Genomic DNA, 16,860 nt, shown 5'->3' with positions numbered 1-16,860 from the left:
CGGCGTCTGCCTGTTTGAAGGGGGAGTGCAATGCGCCTCGATCGCCTGACCAGCAAATTCCAGATTGCTATTTCCGATGCCCAGTCTCTTGCGCTGGGTCGTGACCACCAATTCATCGAACCCGTTCACCTGATGACCGCACTGGTCAATCAGGATGGCGGCTCTATCCGTCCGTTGCTCACCCTGACCGGGATGGATATCAACGCCCTGCGCTCCCGTCTCGGTGAGGAGCTGGATCGCCTGCCGCGCGTGAGCGGTGTGGAAGGGGACGTGCAGCTCTCCAACGGCCTCGGCCGCCTGCTCAACGTCTGCGACAAACTGGCCCAGCAGCGCAAGGATCAGTTCATCTCCTCCGAACTGTTCGTGCTGGCAGCCCTCGACGACAAGGGAACGCTGGGCGAGCTGTTGCGCGCTCAGGGGCTGACCAAGGAGAAACTCGAAGCGGCCATCGACAAGGTGCGTGGCGGCAAGAAGGTGGAAGATGCCAACGCCGAGGAGAACCGTCAGGCGCTGGAGAAGTACACCATCGATCTGACCGAGCGGGCCGAACTCGGCAAGCTCGACCCGGTGATCGGCCGTGATGACGAGATCCGCCGTACCATTCAGGTGCTGCAACGCCGCACCAAGAACAACCCTGTGTTGATCGGTGCTCCCGGTGTCGGTAAAACCGCCATCGTCGAGGGGCTGGCCCAGCGCATCATCAACGGCGAAGTGCCGGAAGGGCTCAAGAACAAGCGGGTGCTGTCGCTGGACATGGGGGCGCTGGTGGCCGGGGCCAAGTATCGCGGTGAGTTTGAAGAGCGGCTCAAGGCCGTACTGACCGATCTCGCCAAGGAGGAGGGCAACGTCATCCTCTTTATCGACGAGCTGCACACCATGGTCGGCGCCGGCAAGGGCGAAGGGGCCATGGACGCGGGCAACATGCTGAAACCTGCGCTGGCCCGTGGCGACCTGCACTGCGTCGGCGCCACCACCCTGGATGAGTACCGTCAGTACATCGAGAAAGATGCCGCGCTGGAGCGCCGTTTCCAGAAGGTGCTGGTGGAAGAGCCGAGCGTGGAGGACACCATCGCCATCCTGCGCGGCCTGAAAGAGCGTTACGAGCTGCACCACCATGTGCAGATCACCGACCCCGCGATTGTGGCGGCGGCCCAGCTGTCCCACCGCTACATTGCTGATCGTCAGTTGCCGGACAAGGCCATCGACCTTATCGACGAGGCGGCAGCCAGCATCCGGTTGCAGATCGACTCCAAGCCGGAGGCGCTCGATCGCCTCGAGCGGCGCATCATCCAGCTCAAGCTGGAGCAGCAGGCGTTGATGAAAGAGGACGACGACGCCAGCCGCAAGCGTCTGGAGCTGATCAATCAGGAGATTGGCGAGAAGGATCGGGAATACAACGAGCTGGACGAGGTATGGAAGGCCGAGAAGGCCGCCCTTGCCGGCACCCAGCATATCAAGGCTGCGCTGGAGCAGGCCCGTCAGGATCTCGATGTGGCGCGCCGCGCAGGCGACCTGGGCCGGATGTCCGAGCTGCAGTACGGCCGCATTCCCGAGCTGGAGAAACAGCTGGATCTCGCCACCCAGGCCGAGATGCAGGAGACCAGCCTGTTGCGCAACCGGGTCACCGACGTGGAGATCGCAGACGTCCTGGCCCGCTGGACCGGTATTCCGGTAGCCCGCATGCTGGAAGGGGAGCGCGACAAGCTGCTGCGGATGGAAGATCAGCTGCACAGCCGGGTGATTGGTCAGGAAGAGGCGGTCGATGCGGTCTCCAACGCCATTCGTCGCTCCCGTGCTGGTCTCTCCGATCCGAATCGCCCCATAGGCTCCTTCCTGTTCCTGGGGCCCACCGGGGTGGGCAAGACCGAGCTGTGCAAGGCGCTGGCGGAGTTCCTGTTCGATACCCAGGATGCCATGGTACGGATCGATATGTCCGAGTTCATGGAGAAACATAGCGTGGCCCGTCTGGTGGGGGCACCTCCCGGATACGTGGGTTATGAAGAGGGCGGTATCTGACCGAGGCTGTGCGCCGTCGTCCCTACTCGGTGATCCTGCTGGACGAGGTGGAGAAGGCGCATCCCGATGTGTTCAACATCCTGTTGCAGGTGCTTGATGATGGCCGCCTGACCGATGGTCAGGGTCGCACCGTCGATTTCCGCAACTCGGTGGTGATCATGACCTCCAACCTCGGGTCGGATCTGATTCAGGAGCACCACTCCGAGAAGGATTACAACGAGATGAAGGCCATGCTGATGGATGTGCTGACCCGCAGCTTCCGGCCGGAATTTATCAACCGGATCGACGAGACAGTGGTGTTCCATCCCCTCGGCGAGGATCACATCAAGTCCATCGCCCGCATCCAGCTCAAGAGCCTGATGGGTCGACTGGAGGCCCAGGGTTACGAGGTGGAGGTGAGCGAAGCGCTGCTCGAGAAGCTGGTGCATGCCGGGTTCGACCCCGTCTACGGGGCGCGGCCCCTCAAGCGGGCGATCCAGCAAAAGGTGGAGAACCCGCTGGCACAGGCCCTGCTCTCCGGTCGCATCGTGCCGGGCAAAAAGCTGGTGCTGGGGGCCGACAGCAACGGTCTGACCATGACCCAGTAACCGATCTCGTGCCGATGTTTGCAACGCCAGCCTTCGGGCTGGCGTTGTCATATCTGGTGGCGGGGATTCGGGCGCAAAAAAAACGGCAATCCGAAGATTGCCGGGAGGAATGTAGTGACGCGACCTGACGTGGGTTGAGCGGGTCGCAGGGGCAAGCCCCCGATTTCGAAACAAAGCCGCTAACGGCCTTGCGTCTTACAGCCTGCCGGGGATGCGCTCGCTCAACCCCGACGGCCACCTGCCTGTTGCCATGCCGGCTGAGATGGCGCCGGCATGGCCTTCATTCGTTACAGCATGCCTTGCACGGCAGCTTTCATCTCGGCTGGCCAGACGCCGACCTGCACCTGGCCGATATGCTCTTTTTGCAGCAGCAACATGGCCAGACGGGATTGGCCGATGCCGCCGCCGATGGTCTGCGGCATCCGTGCGGCCAGCAGATCCTGATGCCAGTCGTACTGCAGGCGATCCTCGTCGCCTGTGATAGCCAGCTGGCGGCGCAGCGCCTCGGCATCGACCCGGATCCCCATGGAGGAGATCTCGAAGCTGTCTTGCAGCACCGGGTTCCACACCAGAATGTCACCGTTCAGACCCGCCAGACCCAGCTCGCTGTGGCTGCTCCAGTCGTCATAGTCGGGGGCGCGCACATCGTGACGCTCACCGTGGGAGAGGGCACCGCCGATGCCGATCAGGAACACCGCCCCCAGCTCTTTGGCTATGGCACGCTCGCGCCCCTTGGCATCGAGCTCCGGGTAACGGGCCAGCAGCTCTTCGCTGTGCAGGAACTGAATCTCCGCCGGCAGGAAGGGGGTCAGCTCATGCTCGACACAGACCGCGCGCTCGGTGGCCTTGATAGCGGCCCAGATGCCGCGCACGGTTTCCTGCAGATAGGCCAGATCGCGGCGCTCGCTCGGCATCACCTTCTCCCAGTCCCACTGATCCACGTAGACCGAGTGGATGGGGGTGAGCTTGTCTTCATCCGGACGCAGTGCCTTCATGTGGGTGTAGATCCCTTCGCCCGGGCCGAAACCGAAGCGACCCAGGGTCTGGCGCTTCCATTTGGCCAGTGAATGGACCACTTCGTAGCTGTGATCCGGCAGGGTTTTCACTTTGACCTGCACTGCATTCTCGTGGCCAGAGAGGTTGTCTTGAGTGCCATCACCGACTCGGCTCAGAATGGGGGCTTGCACCTCCATCAGACCCAGTTGCTGGGCGAGTTGGCGGGAGAACATCTCTTTGACGAAGCTGATTTGCTGTTGGCTGCGAATGTAGTGCTGTTTCATGCTGAATTCCTGTTTCAAACCCCGTTGGATGTGGTGATTCTTCAACGGATTGCCAACTAAATTCAATAATCGATAATAGAAATAGGCTTTGTGTATTTTTTTCTTCAAAATAAGCCGTCATTTAATGAGGTATCGTTAGCGGGAGTGCAAAAAAATGCCGGAAAATTACCGGATCGATAATCTCGATCAGGCCATCCTCACCGCTCTGATGGAGAATGCGCGGATCCCTTACGCCGAACTGGCGAAACAACTGGCGGTCAGCCCGGGCACCATCCATGTGCGGGTGGAGAAGATGAAACAGGCGGGGATCATCGAGGGGACACGGGTGCAGGTTAACCCCAAGAAGCTGGGTTACGACGTCTGCTGCTTTATCGGGATCAATCTGAAGAGTGCCAAGGATTACCCCTCGGCGCTGGCCAAGCTGCAGGCGCTGGACGAAGTGGTGGAGGCCTACTACACCACGGGCCACTACAGCATCTTCATGAAGGTGATGACCCGCTCCATCGACGAGCTGCAGATAGTGCTGATCAACAAGATCCAGACCATCGACGAGATCCAGTCCACTGAAACTCTGATTTCGCTGCAAAACCCTATCCTGCGGGATGTGAAACCCTGACCCCTTGATCAGGGTTCGATATAGGGGATGGCGTACTTGTCGTAGAGGGCCTTGAGGCTGCCGTTTCGCTTCATGCGCAGCAGTTCGGCATCGTAGGCCGCCATCAGGGCCGGGGTCTGTGCATCCGCTCGTGCGCGGGCCCAGGTGTTGAAGTAGGGGCTGCTCTTGAGCGGTTTGGGCAGGTAATCGACCTTGCCTGTCAGCCCCTCCTCCTTGATCTGGGTGAAGGCGGTGACCAGCGGCATGGGCACGGTATCGATCCGTCCGGCCAGCAGTTTGCGCAGTTGCAGCTGGTTCATGGTGATCTCCTGGAACTGATAGGTCGGGTCGGTCATGGCCGCTGCCAGTTCAGGGGTGTAGGAGAAATCCTTGGTCACGCCGATGCGCCAGGGTTTGAGGTCGGCCAGCGTTTCGTAGCGGATCTTCATCAGGTCCGCCTTGCGCACGAAGAAGTGCCAGCTGTGGCGAAGATGGGCCTGTTGGGGATAGATGAGATAACTCTCCCGCTCTGCCTTGTAGGAGTGGGTCATCACCAGATCGCAGGCGCCGGTTTCGGCATTGCGGGTGAGGCGGGCACCGGAGTCGGCCAGCTCGATCCGAAAGGGCGTCTCCAGCTTGTCGAAGATGGCGGTGACTATGTCTATATCGAGTCCGCGGGGTTTCTGATCGGCATCGAGATACTTGAGCGGGGGCTCCATGGTGCCGCAGATCACCAGCTCTTTGGCGGGCAATCCGAGTGGAAACAGCAACCAAAACAGGGGGATCACACGCAAACTACGTCTCCTGAGCCCGTTTGAAGATATTCCAAGACCTGATTCCAGTATATTGGATGGCACCTGATCCGTTAGAAGCGACTGTTTATGGCAAATCCTGAAATCGAGAGCCCGCTGGACGGGATCGACAAGTTGACCGTCTCGCTCTACCGCCTTGGCTTGAGTGCGGCAGCCTTGTTGCTGCTTTGCCGCGGTGCGGCGCTGCTGAGCGGGATGGCATTGCTCCCGTCGGCACAATGGTTGATGTCGCTGGCAGTGGCAAGCGCAATCTGCGGCTTCTCGCTGCATATCTACGACAAGCGGATTCGCCTGATTCTTCAGGGTTTTGGTTGGGGTGCACTGGCCCTGGCAGCGGTGGGGGCACCAGATGCGCTGGTGCTGGGCGCGGCCTTGGCGACCCTCTCCGGGCTGGCGTTCAAGGAGCAGTTTTGCTTCGCTATTCCCGGCATCAAGCTGGTGCCCGTATTGCTGCCGGCGTTATGGCTGCTGGAGTGGTTGCGGGTGGAGTGGGCCGCCGCACTGGTGGCGCTGGTCTGCGGGGCCCTGTTGACCTTGCTGGCGCTGGCCAAGTGGCGAATGCCCCTGCACTTCGATATCGGTGACAAGGGGCGTTACCAGATCTAGGTCTGCTGGCACACCTTCATCTGCTGGTTGAGGGCCTGCATCACCTGACGGCGGCTGATGATGCCGATCACCTTGCCCTGTTGCAGCACCGGGTAGATCTTGGGTTTGGCATCGGCCATCTGGCGAGCCAGATCCAGAATGCTCTCATCCGGCCCGACCGAGAGGGGCGAGCGGTTCATCAGATCCTCCACCCGGGTGCGGGTATCGCAGTGGTAGCTGCCGGTGAGCAGGCTGGGGATGCAATCTTGTTCGGAAAGAAAGCCGATCAGCCGTTTCTGCTCATCCAGTACCGGCAGGCCGCCAAGACCCGATTGATGCAGGCGATCCAGCGCTTCTGCCAGGCCGAGTCCGGCAGTGAGGGAGTGGGTCAGGCGACCCATGTGGTGGTGTACTTTCAGCATGGTGGTGACTCCGCAAGAGGGGGATGCCGCCACTATGACGTGGGTGGGTGGCCCGCGACCAATGGCTTGTGCCGCAGGGATTGATAGGCACTGGCCATCGGCGGTGATCCGCTGGCAGGCGGGCTTCGTTCATGCAAGACCATGAAAGGGAAAGGAGATCGTATGCGTGCATTGGTTACGGGCTGCGGCCGCCGACTCGGATTTTATCTCTGTGAACAGCTGGTGGCGGCGGGTTGGCAGGTGACGGGCAGCTATCGCAGCGAGCGGCCGGAGCTGGCTACGCTGGCAGCACTGGGGGTCGAGCTGGTGCAGGCGGATTTTGGTCGGGAAGAGGACGTTGGCAAGCTGATCGATGTGCTGGCTGCCCATCAGGATCTGACGCTGGTGATCCACAACGCCTCGGCCTTCGAGCCGCAGGCAACTGATCCGGCTGCGCAACTGGTCCAGTTCGAGCAGTTCTACCGGGTACATATGGCAGCCCCCTTCCAGCTAAACCGGGCGCTGGCCCCCCAGCTTGCCAGCAATCCCAACGCCAGCATCATTCATATCACCGATATCTATATTCATGCCCCGGCCCCCCGTTTTGCCAGCTATGTGGCCACCAAGGCGGGAGCCCATTCGCTGGCCACGAGTTTTGCCCGGGAGCTGGCGCCTGCGGTGCGAGTCAACACCATAGAGCCGGGCCCCATTCTGTTTCTCGATGAACATGACGAGGCATGGCGCCAGCAGGTGTTGGCGAAAACACCGCTGGCGCGGGAGGGGGGGCTTGAGCCCATCTGGCAGGCGGTGCAGTTACTGATGGGGAACAGTTATATGACGGGGGCCAGCATCAAGGTAGATGGCGGGCGCGCGCTGGCCACTCTCTGAAGATTTGCCAAGCACCAGCGGCTCCAGCCCGACCTGCCGGGTCAGCAAGCCCTTGCCGGGTTTGAGCTTGCCCGACGGGGCAGGGAGCGTCACTTGCAGCGCCACCTTGGGGTCATGCACCTCGCCATGGCCGTAGAGCTCGGCCAGCAGCTCCGCAAGATAGGAATCGACCTCTGCCGAGGCAAAGTCACCGCTCCTGTTGCTGGCCAGAATATCGATGTCGAGCGGCCGGTCGTGCACCTTGCAGAGCGGATCGCTGCGATCCCGGCCGTGAGCTACTTCAAGGGCGACAAAGTACTGCTTGAGGCTGGCGGCATCGAGCGGGCTCTCCACCACCAGCAGGCAGTTGAGAAAGTCGTGGCTGGAGTGCATTCCCACCGGCTTGGTGCGGATCACCGAACTCAGCCGCAGGGGGCCGACGTTGGCAAGCAGCTCGGCCAGCACCCGGCTGACATGGATATGCGGGTCAATATTGGAACCAATGCTACACAGATAGAACATGCTCACCTTCCCGGGGTTGGGCTCATCTGAAATGTATACGCAGCTCACGGTTATCGGATTAACTATGGCTTAACATTGTCTTATCTATTGTGATCCGGCACTGATTGGCAGAAAGGAGGTTTGCATGAGTGTGGAGCTGAAATGGGCGCTGTTGACCGCCTCGGGCGCGCTGGCGATGATCATGATTATCTGTCTGGCCTCTGTCGCGTTGGCGTGAATCACCACAATCCAGATAATACAAACCGGCCTGTTGGCCGGTTTTGTTTTTTGGGGCGGTGCGGCTATGCTGGCGCACCGGTGAGAATGCAAGAGAAGAGATGATGACCAAGGTTCGCCCACGCTCCTGCTGCAGGTGGTATTGATGGGATTTGTGCTGGTATTGATGCCGCTGGGCGGCATGATCTGGCACAACAGCACCTCCCTTGCCCACCTCAGTCAGCTCACCAGCGACGAGATGGAGCGGGCGGTCAAGGATACCCGCCGCGCCACCCTGCTGACGGCGCAAGCCATCGATATCGAACGCACCTTGCGCCGCTTCGCGGTGCTGGGGGATCGCCGCAGTCTCACCAGCTACCAGCAGCAACTCGATGGTTATCGGGTGTTGCTGGCGGAACACCGCAACTCCATCACCGACGGCCAGCTTTACAGCGGGCTCGATCAGGGGCTGGCCTGGCTCGACAGCCTGCAGGATGCCGCGCTGGCCCGGGCGGCGGTAGCGGGGGACAAGCTCGAGCAGTTCAACGATGCCAACAAGCAGCTCGAAATAGTCACCCGCAGCCGGGTTGACGAACACATGGATCGGGTGCAGCTCACCATCGCCGGACTGACCAGTGAGCTCTGGTGGGTGAGCGGTGCGGTGGCGGCGCTCAGCCTGCTGATGGTCTTTATCTTCACCTACCTCATCATCCACCCGGTACGACAGATTGAGTCGCGCATCTTGAGTCTGGGTGCCGGGGTCGAACCCGATCCCAAGCCGGTTGACGGCCCTGCCGAGCTGGTATTGTTGGGGGAGCGGATCGTCTGGCTGCACGACAAACTCAAGGAGCTGGAGCTGCAGAAATACCAGTTCCTGCGTCATGTTTCCCACGAGCTCAAGACCCCGCTGGCGGTGCTGCGGGAGGGGACGGATCTGCTCTGCGAGCAGCTGGTCGGGCCTTTGACGCCGGATCAGCTGGAGATCTGCCAGATGCTCGACGAGAACAGTCGGCGCCTGCAGACCCTGATCGAGCGGCTGCTCGACTTCAACCGGCTCAGTCAGCAGGAGGCCTTCGAACTGGAGCCCGTCCCCCTGCTGCCGATGTTGTCGGAACTTTCTGCCGAGTACCGGCTGGCATTGGAGTCCAAGCAGATCCGTGTACACTTGCCGACCGTGCCGGTTACCCTGTGGGCGGAGCCCTGCCGGCTACGGCTGATCCTCGATAACCTCTTCTCCAACGCCGTCAGTTACGGCGCCAGCGGGGGCAATATCTGGATCAGGGCAGGGCAGAATGAACAGATAAGCTGGCTGGAAGTGGCCAACGAGGGGCCCAAGATCCCCGTGGCCGATCAGCAACGTATTTTTGAACCCTTCGAGCAGGGCAGCACTGTGCGGCAAGGTCTCTTGAAAGGCTCGGGCATGGGCCTCTCCATCGCCCGCGAGTCTGCCAACAGCCTGGGGGGGGAACTGGTTCTGGTAGAGGATGAACAGGCGGATGTCTGTTTCAGGTTGACGTTGAAATGAGGACTATGAAGATACAACGCGTATTTCCAGCTCTGATGGCAGGGCTGCTCGCGGGTTGCTCCTTGCTGCCGCAACAGGCACAGCGGGAGTCCTCCGATATCGCTTTTGCCAAGCGGATGGAGTTTGCCAACAAGGAGATGCAGGTGCGTCTGCAATACTCCGACTGGCTGCTGGCCAGTCACCCCCAGCAACGGGTGCAGGAGCGCCAGCGTCTGAAAGGGGCTGACGATCTGGAGAGCCGGGTCAGTCTGGCCATGGTGGACTCCCACCCCGCCGAATCTGTGGCCAATCGCACCGCCGGTCTGGCGCGCCTGAAGCAGATGCTGCCCGAACTGGGTCTCGATGCGCAGGCCTTTTTACGTAGCTGGATCGCCCTCGGCGAACAGCTGCTGGCTCGCGACAGCCGTCGCGATGACCAGAGTCAGGAGATCCAGCGGCTGCGCCGCCAGATCGAGCAGCTGACCGCTATCGACGACCAGCTCAACCAGCGCAAGCTGAACGAGAATCGTGAGGTAATACCATGAGCCGGATCCTGTTGGTGGATGACGACGTCAGCCTGCTCAAACTGATGAGCATGCGGCTGCGTAGTCAGGGTTATGAAGTGGATACCGCCGACAGCGCGGAAGGAGCCCTCGACCGGTTGCGTCAGCAACGGGCCGATCTGGTGCTGAGCGATCTGCGGATGGCCGGCATGGACGGTCTGGCGCTGTTCGAGCGGATCCAGGCCCAGTGGCTGGGTTTGCCGGTGATCATCATGACCGCCCACGGCACTATCCCGGACGCCATTCAGGCGACCCGCTCCGGGGTCTTCAGCTTTCTGACCAAACCCATCAACAAGGATGAGCTGTTCGCCACCATCGAACATGCGTTGAGTCTGACGCGGCCGAAACAGCAGCAGGAGTGGCAGTCGCTGATCTTGACTCGTAATCCCCAGCTGGAACAGCTGCTGATCCAGGCCCATAGCATTGCGACCATGGAGGTGCCGGTGCTGATCATGGGGCCGTCAGGCTCCGGCAAGGGGGCGATGGCGCAGGCGCTGCATCAGGCCAGCCAGCGGCGCGACAAGCCGCTCCATACCATCAACTGTGCCGCCATTCCGTGGGCGTCACTCGACTTGCAGCTGTTTGGTGAAGATGGCCAGTCAGGGCTGTTCGAGCAGGCCAAGGGGGCGACCCTGTTTCTCGACGAGATTGGCAGCCTCTCCGAATCCCTGCAGGCCAAGCTGCTGCAGGTGATGGAGGAGTATGGCCAGGGTACGCCGGAGGTGAGGGTGCTCAGCTCCAGCCATCAGGATCTGGTCAAGGCGATGGAGGAGGGGCGCTTTCGGGAAGATCTCTTCTACCGTCTCAACGTTGCCAATATCACCTTGCCGTCTCTCAGTGCCCGCAGCGAGGATATCCCCCTGCTGGCCCGTCAGGCGCTCGACGATTACCGTAGCCGCCACAGCGACTGCGCCGCCATGGGTTTTTCGCCCGAGTCGCTGGCGATGCTGGCGGCCGCTGCCTGGCCCGGCAACGTGCGCCAGCTCTGCAACGTGGTGGAGCAGCTCGCCAGCCTCTGTTGCAGTCCGGTGATCGGGGTCTCCATGGTGGAGTCCGCCCTGAGCGGTGGTGGCGGTGGCATCCCCTCGTTCAACGAGGCGCGGGCCGAATTCGAGAAGGAGTATCTGATCCGTTTGCTGCGCACCACCGAGGGCAACGTGACCCTAGCGGCCAACATGGCGGGCAGAAACCGTACCGATTTCTACAAGTTATTGAATCGGCACGGTATCGAAGCTGCAAACTTCAAATCGAAGGGATAAATCAGGCGGGATCAACCACCGCCGGAGCGGCATCGGCTTTTTGAGTTTTATGGGAGAGCCAGAGGCCGCTCGCCTTCATCAGGTAACCGAACAAGGCGCCAATGATGAGGGAGGGCAGGATCAGCCGCCACTCGCCAGCCGCCCCGAAGGTGGCACAGCAACCGGCAAAGGTGCCGGGAATGTAGCCGAGCCACTGCTGCTTGGCCTGCACGCACATCAGGGTTGCGACTACCCCCGTCATCACATAACCCGCCACGCCCGCTCCCCACAGGCTGTCGCCATGGATCAGCAGCAGTGCCCACAGCATGCCGCTGGTGTTGCAGAAGATGGTCTGCAGCAGCGCCTTGTAGCCGCCGCTTGACGCGAAATAGCTGGTGCAGCCGAGAAAGCCGACCCAGGAGATAAGGCCGAACGCGACGGCAATCCAGCCCCAGACGGCGGAGAGAATTCCAGTGGTGATGGCGATGGCGATCAGTGGGCTCATGGGGCGACTCTTCAGTTGGCTTCGCAAAATGGGCAGCCTACCCCCGGCAATCGGGGCGGCAAGCGGGGGCCGAATTGTGTGTGATCTGCATCACCCTTTTCAACTCAGGAATACGCTTGCGCTCGCGAAAAAAATTCATTGGTGACCGGCCTGACAGTCGGCCATAGTTAGAGGCCCTGTCCTGCTCATGGAGTGAGTCTGATGGCGCCAAATGTGATCGTTCCCCTGCTGGTGTTCGTAGTCCTGTTTCTGGTCGGCACCATGGCCAAGGCACTGCCCCTGCACCACATGATGTAAATTTGTGTGAAATAAAAATCTGCCGGGGCGGGTCTTATCCATACTGCCTCACTCAGCCCCGGGAGTTTTTCATGTTGATCAAGCGTCGTACCGTCCACCCCCTCACCGAACAGGATGTCACCCCGGAAGCCGTCTATCAGGACCGCCGCCTTATTCTCAAAGGGCTGGGTCTGGGCGCGGCCACCCTGGCGTTTCCCACTCATGCCGGTGTGCTCGATCTGCTGCGCGGTAAAGAGGATGCTCCCCAGTTAGCCACCAAACCGATCAACAGCAAGCCTGCCGATCGCCCGGCCAATCTGGTGCTGACACCGGAAGAGAAGGCCACCAGTTACAACAACTTCTATGAGCTGGGCACCGACAAGTCCGACCCGGCTCGCAACGGCCATTACCTCAAGCCCGAACCCTGGACCCTCAAGGTGGAGGGGGAGGTGGCCAAGCCCTTTACCCTCGATGTGTGGGACCTCATCAACAAGAGCGAGCTGGAGGAGCGGATCTACCGACTGCGCTGTGTCGAAGCCTGGTCCATGGTGCTGCCCTGGAACGGCATCTCGCTGGCGGAGATCATCCGCCGTGCCGAGCCCACCAGTCGCGCCAAGTTTGTTGCCTTCGAAACCCTGTTTGATCCGAAACAGCTGCCGGGGCAGGCCTCCAGTCTGGGGGGCGGCATCGAGTATCCCTACGTCGAAGGGCTGCGTATCGACGAGGCGATGCACCCTCTCTCTTTCCTTGCGATGGGGCTCTATGGCAAGACCCTGCCCGCCCAGAATGGCGCGCCGATCCGCTTGGTGGTGCCGTGGAAGTACGGCTTCAAGAGCATCAAGAGCATCGTCTCGATCCGGCTGGTGGAGGAGATGCCGCCGACCACCTGGAACCTGCTGGCTCCCAACGAATATGGCTTCTACGCCAACGTCAATCCGCAGGTGGATCACCCGCGCTGGAGTCAGGCCAGCGAGCGTTTCATCGGCGAAGGCGGAGTGTTTGGCGCCAAGCGTCAGCCGACCCTGATGTTCAACGGCTATGGTGATGAAGTCGCCTCGCTCTATCAGGGGATGGATCTGCGCCAATGGTATTGAGATTGAAACCGGCCCATATCAGCGGCTTGCGGGTGCTGGTGCATCTGGGCTCTCTCGGCTTCCTGCTCTGGCTGGGGTTTGCCATTCCGGCAGGCCTGCTGGGGGGCGATCCGGTGCCCGAGCTTATCCACTACCTCGGCAAGGGGGCGCTCAACCTGCTGCTGCTCACCCTGCTGGTGTCACCGCTGGCCAAGCGCTGGCGGCACGGGCAGCTCATCAAGCTGCGCCGCCCCCTCGGGCTCTGGTGTTTTGCCTGGGCGCTGCTCCACTTCATGGCGTGGCTGGGGTTGGATCTGCAGTTTGACTGGGGGCTGATTGGCGGCGAGCTGGTCAAGCGCAGCTACATAGTGGTGGGGATGGTGGCATTGCTGCTGCTGGCCGCCCTAAGCATCACTTCGCTGCCCGCATTGCAGCGCCGCATGGGCGCCGCATGGCAGAAGCTGCACAACTGGGTCTATGTCATCGCCTTGCTGGTGCCGGTGCACTACTGGTGGTCGCTCAAGAGCGGTTGGGGGGAGCCCCTCATCTACCTGCTGCTGGCCTGCGCCCTGCTCTGGCCGAGGCGGGAGAAGCTGCTGCGCCCCATGCGGGGACGCTGGAATGCAAAAGAGGCCTAATCGGCCTCTTGTTGTTTGATCTCGCCAGTGTAGGCATCGACGATGAGATGCACCTTCTGATCCTGGCGATTGAGGGTTTTGACCTCGAATTTGTCCCCTTCCAGCTCCACTTCCCGAATGTCGTGATACCCTTGCGCCAGCAGGAGTTTGACCAGCCCGGCCATGTCGAGACGGCTCTGGGCCGCCCAGCTTGTGGCACTCAACAGGCAAAGGATCAGCAGGAAACTGCGCGGGATCATATTCATTCCGGATTCATGGCTGGCAGACTATAAACGCCATTATGTTAGGTTTTTGGAGATGAATCATCCATGAATAGAGCGCTCCCTCTGCTTGGGTTATTGCTGCCGTTGCTGGCACAGGCGGTCACGCCTGATGAAGCCCAGCTGCAGCAAGCTGTCCATGAGGGACGGGTTCGGCCCTTCCATGAAATGATGGAGGTGGCGGCCAGATTGCCGGTGCGGGTGTTGCGGGTGGATCTGGGGGAAGAGGATGGTATCTGGCTCTATGAACTGCGAGTCATCGATCGGGAGAATAGCGTGATCAAGGTGGCCTATCGGGCTGACAACCTTGAGCTGGTGTGGGCCAAGGGCCACCATCTGGAGCGGTTGTTCGAACCGCCAAAGCCCCCGGTCGAGGATGATGAATAACCCCTGTGTGGAAGCCTGTTCATGCGAATTCTGATTGTTGAAGACGAAAAAATTCTGGCTGGCCAGCTGGCCGAACAGCTGCGCCTATCCGGCTTTGTCACCGACCTCTGCCACGATGGCAACGAGGCCGGTTTTCTCGGAGAGACAGAACCTTACGATGCCATCATTCTCGACCTCGGCTTGCCTGGTCGGGATGGCCTGAGCGTGCTGAAGGAGTGGCGCAGCAAGGGGATCGATACCCCGGTGCTGGTGCTGACCGCCCGCGGCCAGCTGCACGAGAAGATCGAGGGGCTCAACGCCGGTGCCGATGACTACCTTACCAAGCCGTTCCAGGTGGCCGAGCTGGTGGCGCGGGTCCATGCACTGGTGCGCCGGGCGGCGGGCAACGCCAGCTCCATTCTGGAGATCGGCGGGGTGCGGCTCGACATGGCGGCGTCGCAGGTGTGGTACGAAGGGACCCCCATCAAGCTGACCGCCCACGAGTTCCGAGTGCTGGGTTACCTGATGCAGCACAGGGGCAAGGTGGTATCACGCAGCGAGCTGATCGACCACATCTATGCTCAGGATTTTGACCGTGACTCCAATACCGTGGAGGTGTTCATCGGCCGGATCCGCAAGAAAACCAACCCCGATCTGATTGAGACAGTGCGCGGCCTCGGGTACCGGATCAACGAATGAGGCTGGTCAGAACCCTGCGGGGGCGGCTGGTCGCCATCGCGCTGGTGTGGTGCGGGCTGTTTCTGTTCGCCACCGGTTTCAGCCTGCAGACTATGATGCGCAACTACTGGCAGGAGGCGGAGGCCGACGGTCTGCGCCTGCAGCTCTATGATCTGCTCTCCCGGCTGGAAGTGGCCAAAACCGGCCTGCCGGTGGTCACCGGCTCCCTCTCCGATCCCCGTTTCAATCAACCCTACTCCGGCTACTACTGGCAGCTGGAGTTGGGCCGCGATGTGGTGGGGCGCTCCCGTTCCCTGTGGGATACCAATCTGAAGAGCGACGGCCTCAAGTCCGCCTTTGGCGATCCCGACCTCTTCGTCGGCAAGGGGCCCAACAAGGAGCCGCTGCTGATCATGACCCGTACCGTGCTGCTGCCCGGTTCGGATCGGGTCTTCACTCTGGTGATGGCCAAGGACAGCAGTGCCCTGACCCAGACCCTCAACAAGACCCGCATCAGCCTCTTCCTCGGCCTCGGCTTTGCCGCCGCCGGCCTGGTGCTCGGCTTCATGTTCCAGATCGTCTACGGCTTGCGGCCGCTGCACCTGCTGCGCCGCGAACTGGGGCGGGTTCACGAGGGCCATCAGGAGGGCTTCCGGCTGCGCTATCCGCTGGAGATCCAGCCGCTGGTGGAGGATATCAACCGGCTGCTGCACCACTACGGCGAGCTGCTGCAGCGGGCGCGATCCCACACCGGCAATCTGGCCCACGCCCTCAAGACGCCGCTCAGCATCATGCGCAATCAGGTGGCTCAATTGCCGCCGGAGGATCAGGCCGCCATCGGCGAGCAGCTCGACCAGATCCAGCGCCATATCGACTACCACCTCGGCAAGGCGCGGGTGACCGGCGCCGCCAAGATCCTCGGGGTCTCGACCCCGGTGCGGGCGCGGGTAGAGTATATCTGCCGCGCCTTCTCCCGCCTCTATCCGGGCAAGACGGTGGATCTGCAAGTGCCCGCCAATCTGGCGGTCGGGGTGGAGGAGCAGGATTTCGACGAGATGGTGGGCAATTTGCTGGAGAACGCCTTCAAGTGGTCAGCCAGCGAGCTGCGTATCTCCAGCGCCGAGCTGGGGGGCTGGATCACCCTGCGTATCGAGGATGACGGCCCCGGCATGAGCGAGGATCAGATCGCCAAGGCGGTGCTGCGCGGGGTGCGGCTCGACGAGAAGGTGCCGGGTTCCGGTCTCGGTCTCAACATCGTATCCGATCTGGCGGAAGCCTATCGAGGCAGCTTTATTATGGGCCGCGCCGAACTGGGCGGGCTGGCCGCCTCCCTCTCGTTGCCCAAGGTGGCAAGGGTCGAGAGCTAGGCATAAGATATGGCATTTGTTTTAGCCTGAGGAAGAGAACCATGACCGACGATCCGTGGGCCCTGTGCCATCTTGACGATTCATTCGATGCCTCTGTACTGGGGGTCAAGGGCGCCCAGATCCAGTGGTTTGAAGATCGGGATGGCCTGATTGCCTATCTGCTGGAAGATTATGTCGATCTGCTGGCCGATGTGGGCGAGCTGGACGAGGAGCAGACTGAACAGGCGCGTGAGCGCTTCACCCTGCTGGTGGAGCAGAGCTTTGACGATCGCACCCTGATGGATGCTATCAACGATCTCGCCTCCGGCTTGCGCCGCATCGCCTGGTTGGGGCCACTCTCGGAGCTGGCGGAGATCAGCGACGACTTTGCTTCCGGTCTGCGCCGTTACTTCTGGAGCCAGTACGATGGCGATGAAGATGACCCGGACGCCTGGGTGCCGGAAGAGCTGTGGCCGCAGCTGGTGGAGTGCGCGCAGGAGTATATGGAAGAGGGGGATTTTTAAATCTGTCCGGACTATGTGTGCTCTTTGGC

18 protein-coding genes and 2 pseudogenes are annotated in these 16,860 nt (G+C 61.2%); 14 read left to right on the top strand and 6 right to left on the bottom strand.

The window, feature by feature from the left end; translation table 11 throughout:
- Positions 1–30 precede the first annotated feature (30 nt).
- Positions 31–2,603, top strand: a pseudogene (clpB, locus tag ACTG19_RS11630) (ATP-dependent chaperone ClpB).
- Positions 2,604–2,890: 287 nt separating this feature from the next.
- Here clpB and asnA read toward each other — a convergent pair.
- Positions 2,891–3,883 (bottom strand): aspartate--ammonia ligase, encoded by a 993-nt coding sequence (gene asnA / locus ACTG19_RS11625; RefSeq protein WP_113740338.1) that lies wholly within the window; start codon positions 3,881–3,883, stop codon positions 2,891–2,893.
- Positions 3,884–4,037: 154 nt separating this feature from the next.
- On the opposite strand from asnA, the gene asnC reads away from it, so the two are divergent.
- Entirely contained in the window at positions 4,038–4,499 is a 462-nt protein-coding gene (gene asnC / locus ACTG19_RS11620; RefSeq protein ID WP_005339783.1) for a transcriptional regulator AsnC, read from the top strand.
- 8 nt (positions 4,500–4,507) lie between these two features.
- On the opposite strand, the gene ACTG19_RS11615 is transcribed toward asnC, so the two are convergent.
- Positions 4,508–5,272 carry a substrate-binding periplasmic protein gene (locus ACTG19_RS11615; RefSeq protein WP_113740339.1) on the bottom strand — a complete coding sequence of 255 codons (765 nt, stop codon included), beginning with the start codon at positions 5,270–5,272 and terminating at the stop codon, positions 4,508–4,510.
- Positions 5,273–5,359: 87 nt separating this feature from the next.
- Between ACTG19_RS11615 and ACTG19_RS11610 the strand changes: the two genes are divergently transcribed.
- Positions 5,360–5,896 carry a DUF2301 domain-containing membrane protein gene (locus ACTG19_RS11610; protein ID WP_005357578.1) on the top strand — a complete coding sequence of 179 codons (537 nt, stop codon included), beginning with the start codon at positions 5,360–5,362 and terminating at the stop codon, positions 5,894–5,896.
- Here ACTG19_RS11610 and ACTG19_RS11605 read toward each other — a convergent pair.
- The gene (locus ACTG19_RS11605; RefSeq protein WP_005356342.1) at positions 5,893–6,297 is read right to left on the bottom strand and encodes a CBS domain-containing protein; all 405 of its coding nucleotides are present in this window, start codon (positions 6,295–6,297) and stop codon (positions 5,893–5,895) included. The genes ACTG19_RS11610 and ACTG19_RS11605 overlap by 4 nt on opposite strands.
- 162 nt (positions 6,298–6,459) lie before the next feature.
- Here ACTG19_RS11605 and ACTG19_RS11600 point away from each other — a divergent pair, with 162 nt between their 5' ends.
- Positions 6,460–7,164 carry an SDR family oxidoreductase gene (locus tag ACTG19_RS11600; protein WP_439989093.1) on the top strand — a complete coding sequence of 235 codons (705 nt, stop codon included), beginning with the start codon at positions 6,460–6,462 and terminating at the stop codon, positions 7,162–7,164.
- Here ACTG19_RS11600 and ACTG19_RS11595 read toward each other — a convergent pair.
- Positions 7,090–7,665 carry a 2-amino-4-hydroxy-6-hydroxymethyldihydropteridine diphosphokinase gene (locus ACTG19_RS11595; protein ID WP_113740341.1) on the bottom strand — a complete coding sequence of 192 codons (576 nt, stop codon included), beginning with the start codon at positions 7,663–7,665 and terminating at the stop codon, positions 7,090–7,092. The genes ACTG19_RS11600 and ACTG19_RS11595 overlap by 75 nt on opposite strands.
- Positions 7,666–7,789: 124 nt before the next feature.
- Between ACTG19_RS11595 and cydH the strand changes: the two genes are divergently transcribed.
- The 4 genes and pseudogenes from cydH to ACTG19_RS11575 all read left to right on the top strand — a co-directional run bounded on the left by cydH (position 7,790) and on the right by ACTG19_RS11575 (position 11,186).
- The gene (gene cydH, locus ACTG19_RS11590; RefSeq protein ID WP_005339800.1) at positions 7,790–7,882 is read left to right on the top strand and encodes a cytochrome bd-I oxidase subunit CydH; all 93 of its coding nucleotides are present in this window, start codon (positions 7,790–7,792) and stop codon (positions 7,880–7,882) included.
- A 103-nt stretch (positions 7,883–7,985) separates the two neighbouring features.
- Positions 7,986–9,385 (top strand): annotated as a pseudogene (locus ACTG19_RS11585) (sensor histidine kinase).
- Between the two features lie 5 nt (positions 9,386–9,390).
- Positions 9,391–9,909 carry a hypothetical protein gene (locus ACTG19_RS11580; RefSeq protein ID WP_040070048.1) on the top strand — a complete coding sequence of 173 codons (519 nt, stop codon included), beginning with the start codon at positions 9,391–9,393 and terminating at the stop codon, positions 9,907–9,909.
- On the top strand, positions 9,906–11,186 hold the full coding sequence (locus ACTG19_RS11575; protein WP_005339807.1) for a sigma 54-interacting transcriptional regulator: 1,281 nt from the start codon (positions 9,906–9,908) through the stop codon (positions 11,184–11,186). Before ACTG19_RS11580 ends, ACTG19_RS11575 begins: the two co-directional genes overlap by 4 nt.
- 1 nt (position 11,187) lies before the next feature.
- Here the strand turns inward: ACTG19_RS11575 and ACTG19_RS11570 are convergent, their stop codons facing one another.
- Complete coding sequence (locus ACTG19_RS11570; protein WP_005339809.1) at positions 11,188–11,670, bottom strand: DUF1097 domain-containing protein; 483 nt, start codon at positions 11,668–11,670, stop codon at positions 11,188–11,190.
- A 368-nt stretch (positions 11,671–12,038) separates the two neighbouring features.
- Here ACTG19_RS11570 and msrP point away from each other — a divergent pair, with 368 nt between their 5' ends.
- Together msrP and msrQ are read left to right on the top strand one after the other, a co-directional pair.
- Positions 12,039–13,040 carry a protein-methionine-sulfoxide reductase catalytic subunit MsrP gene (gene msrP / locus ACTG19_RS11565; protein ID WP_439989092.1) on the top strand — a complete coding sequence of 334 codons (1,002 nt, stop codon included), beginning with the start codon at positions 12,039–12,041 and terminating at the stop codon, positions 13,038–13,040.
- Positions 13,031–13,657, top strand: coding sequence for a protein-methionine-sulfoxide reductase heme-binding subunit MsrQ (gene msrQ, locus ACTG19_RS11560; RefSeq protein WP_201990930.1), 627 nt, complete (start codon positions 13,031–13,033; stop codon positions 13,655–13,657). Before msrP ends, msrQ begins: the two co-directional genes overlap by 10 nt.
- Here the strand turns inward: msrQ and ACTG19_RS11555 are convergent.
- Positions 13,654–13,902: a PepSY domain-containing protein gene (locus tag ACTG19_RS11555; RefSeq protein ID WP_013724184.1), complete on the bottom strand. Its 249-nt coding sequence runs from the start codon at positions 13,900–13,902 to the stop codon at positions 13,654–13,656. The genes msrQ and ACTG19_RS11555 overlap by 4 nt on opposite strands.
- A gap of 63 nt (positions 13,903–13,965) precedes the next feature.
- Between ACTG19_RS11555 and ACTG19_RS11550 the strand changes: the two genes are divergently transcribed.
- The 4 genes from ACTG19_RS11550 to ACTG19_RS11535 are packed head-to-tail and all read left to right on the top strand — an operon-like array spanning position 13,966 to position 16,831.
- Positions 13,966–14,304 (top strand): PepSY domain-containing protein, encoded by a 339-nt coding sequence (locus tag ACTG19_RS11550; RefSeq protein WP_005341875.1) that lies wholly within the window; start codon positions 13,966–13,968, stop codon positions 14,302–14,304.
- A 21-nt stretch (positions 14,305–14,325) separates the two neighbouring features.
- Complete coding sequence (locus ACTG19_RS11545) at positions 14,326–14,982, top strand: response regulator transcription factor (RefSeq protein WP_005339826.1); 657 nt, start codon at positions 14,326–14,328, stop codon at positions 14,980–14,982.
- Positions 14,979–16,328: a sensor histidine kinase gene (locus ACTG19_RS11540; RefSeq protein WP_005339828.1), complete on the top strand. Its 1,350-nt coding sequence runs from the start codon at positions 14,979–14,981 to the stop codon at positions 16,326–16,328. The genes ACTG19_RS11545 and ACTG19_RS11540 overlap by 4 nt, the downstream gene beginning before the upstream one ends.
- A gap of 41 nt (positions 16,329–16,369) precedes the next feature.
- Entirely contained in the window at positions 16,370–16,831 is a 462-nt protein-coding gene (locus ACTG19_RS11535) for a hypothetical protein (protein WP_005341871.1), read from the top strand.
- Positions 16,832–16,860 lie beyond the last annotated feature (29 nt).

It is taken from the genome of Aeromonas sp. 3P (assembly GCF_051919745.1).
GTDB lineage: Bacteria > Pseudomonadota > Gammaproteobacteria > Enterobacterales > Aeromonadaceae > Aeromonas > Aeromonas veronii.
Note: the sequence above shows the minus strand (reverse complement) of the source record. Positions and strands in the feature narration are given on the sequence as shown.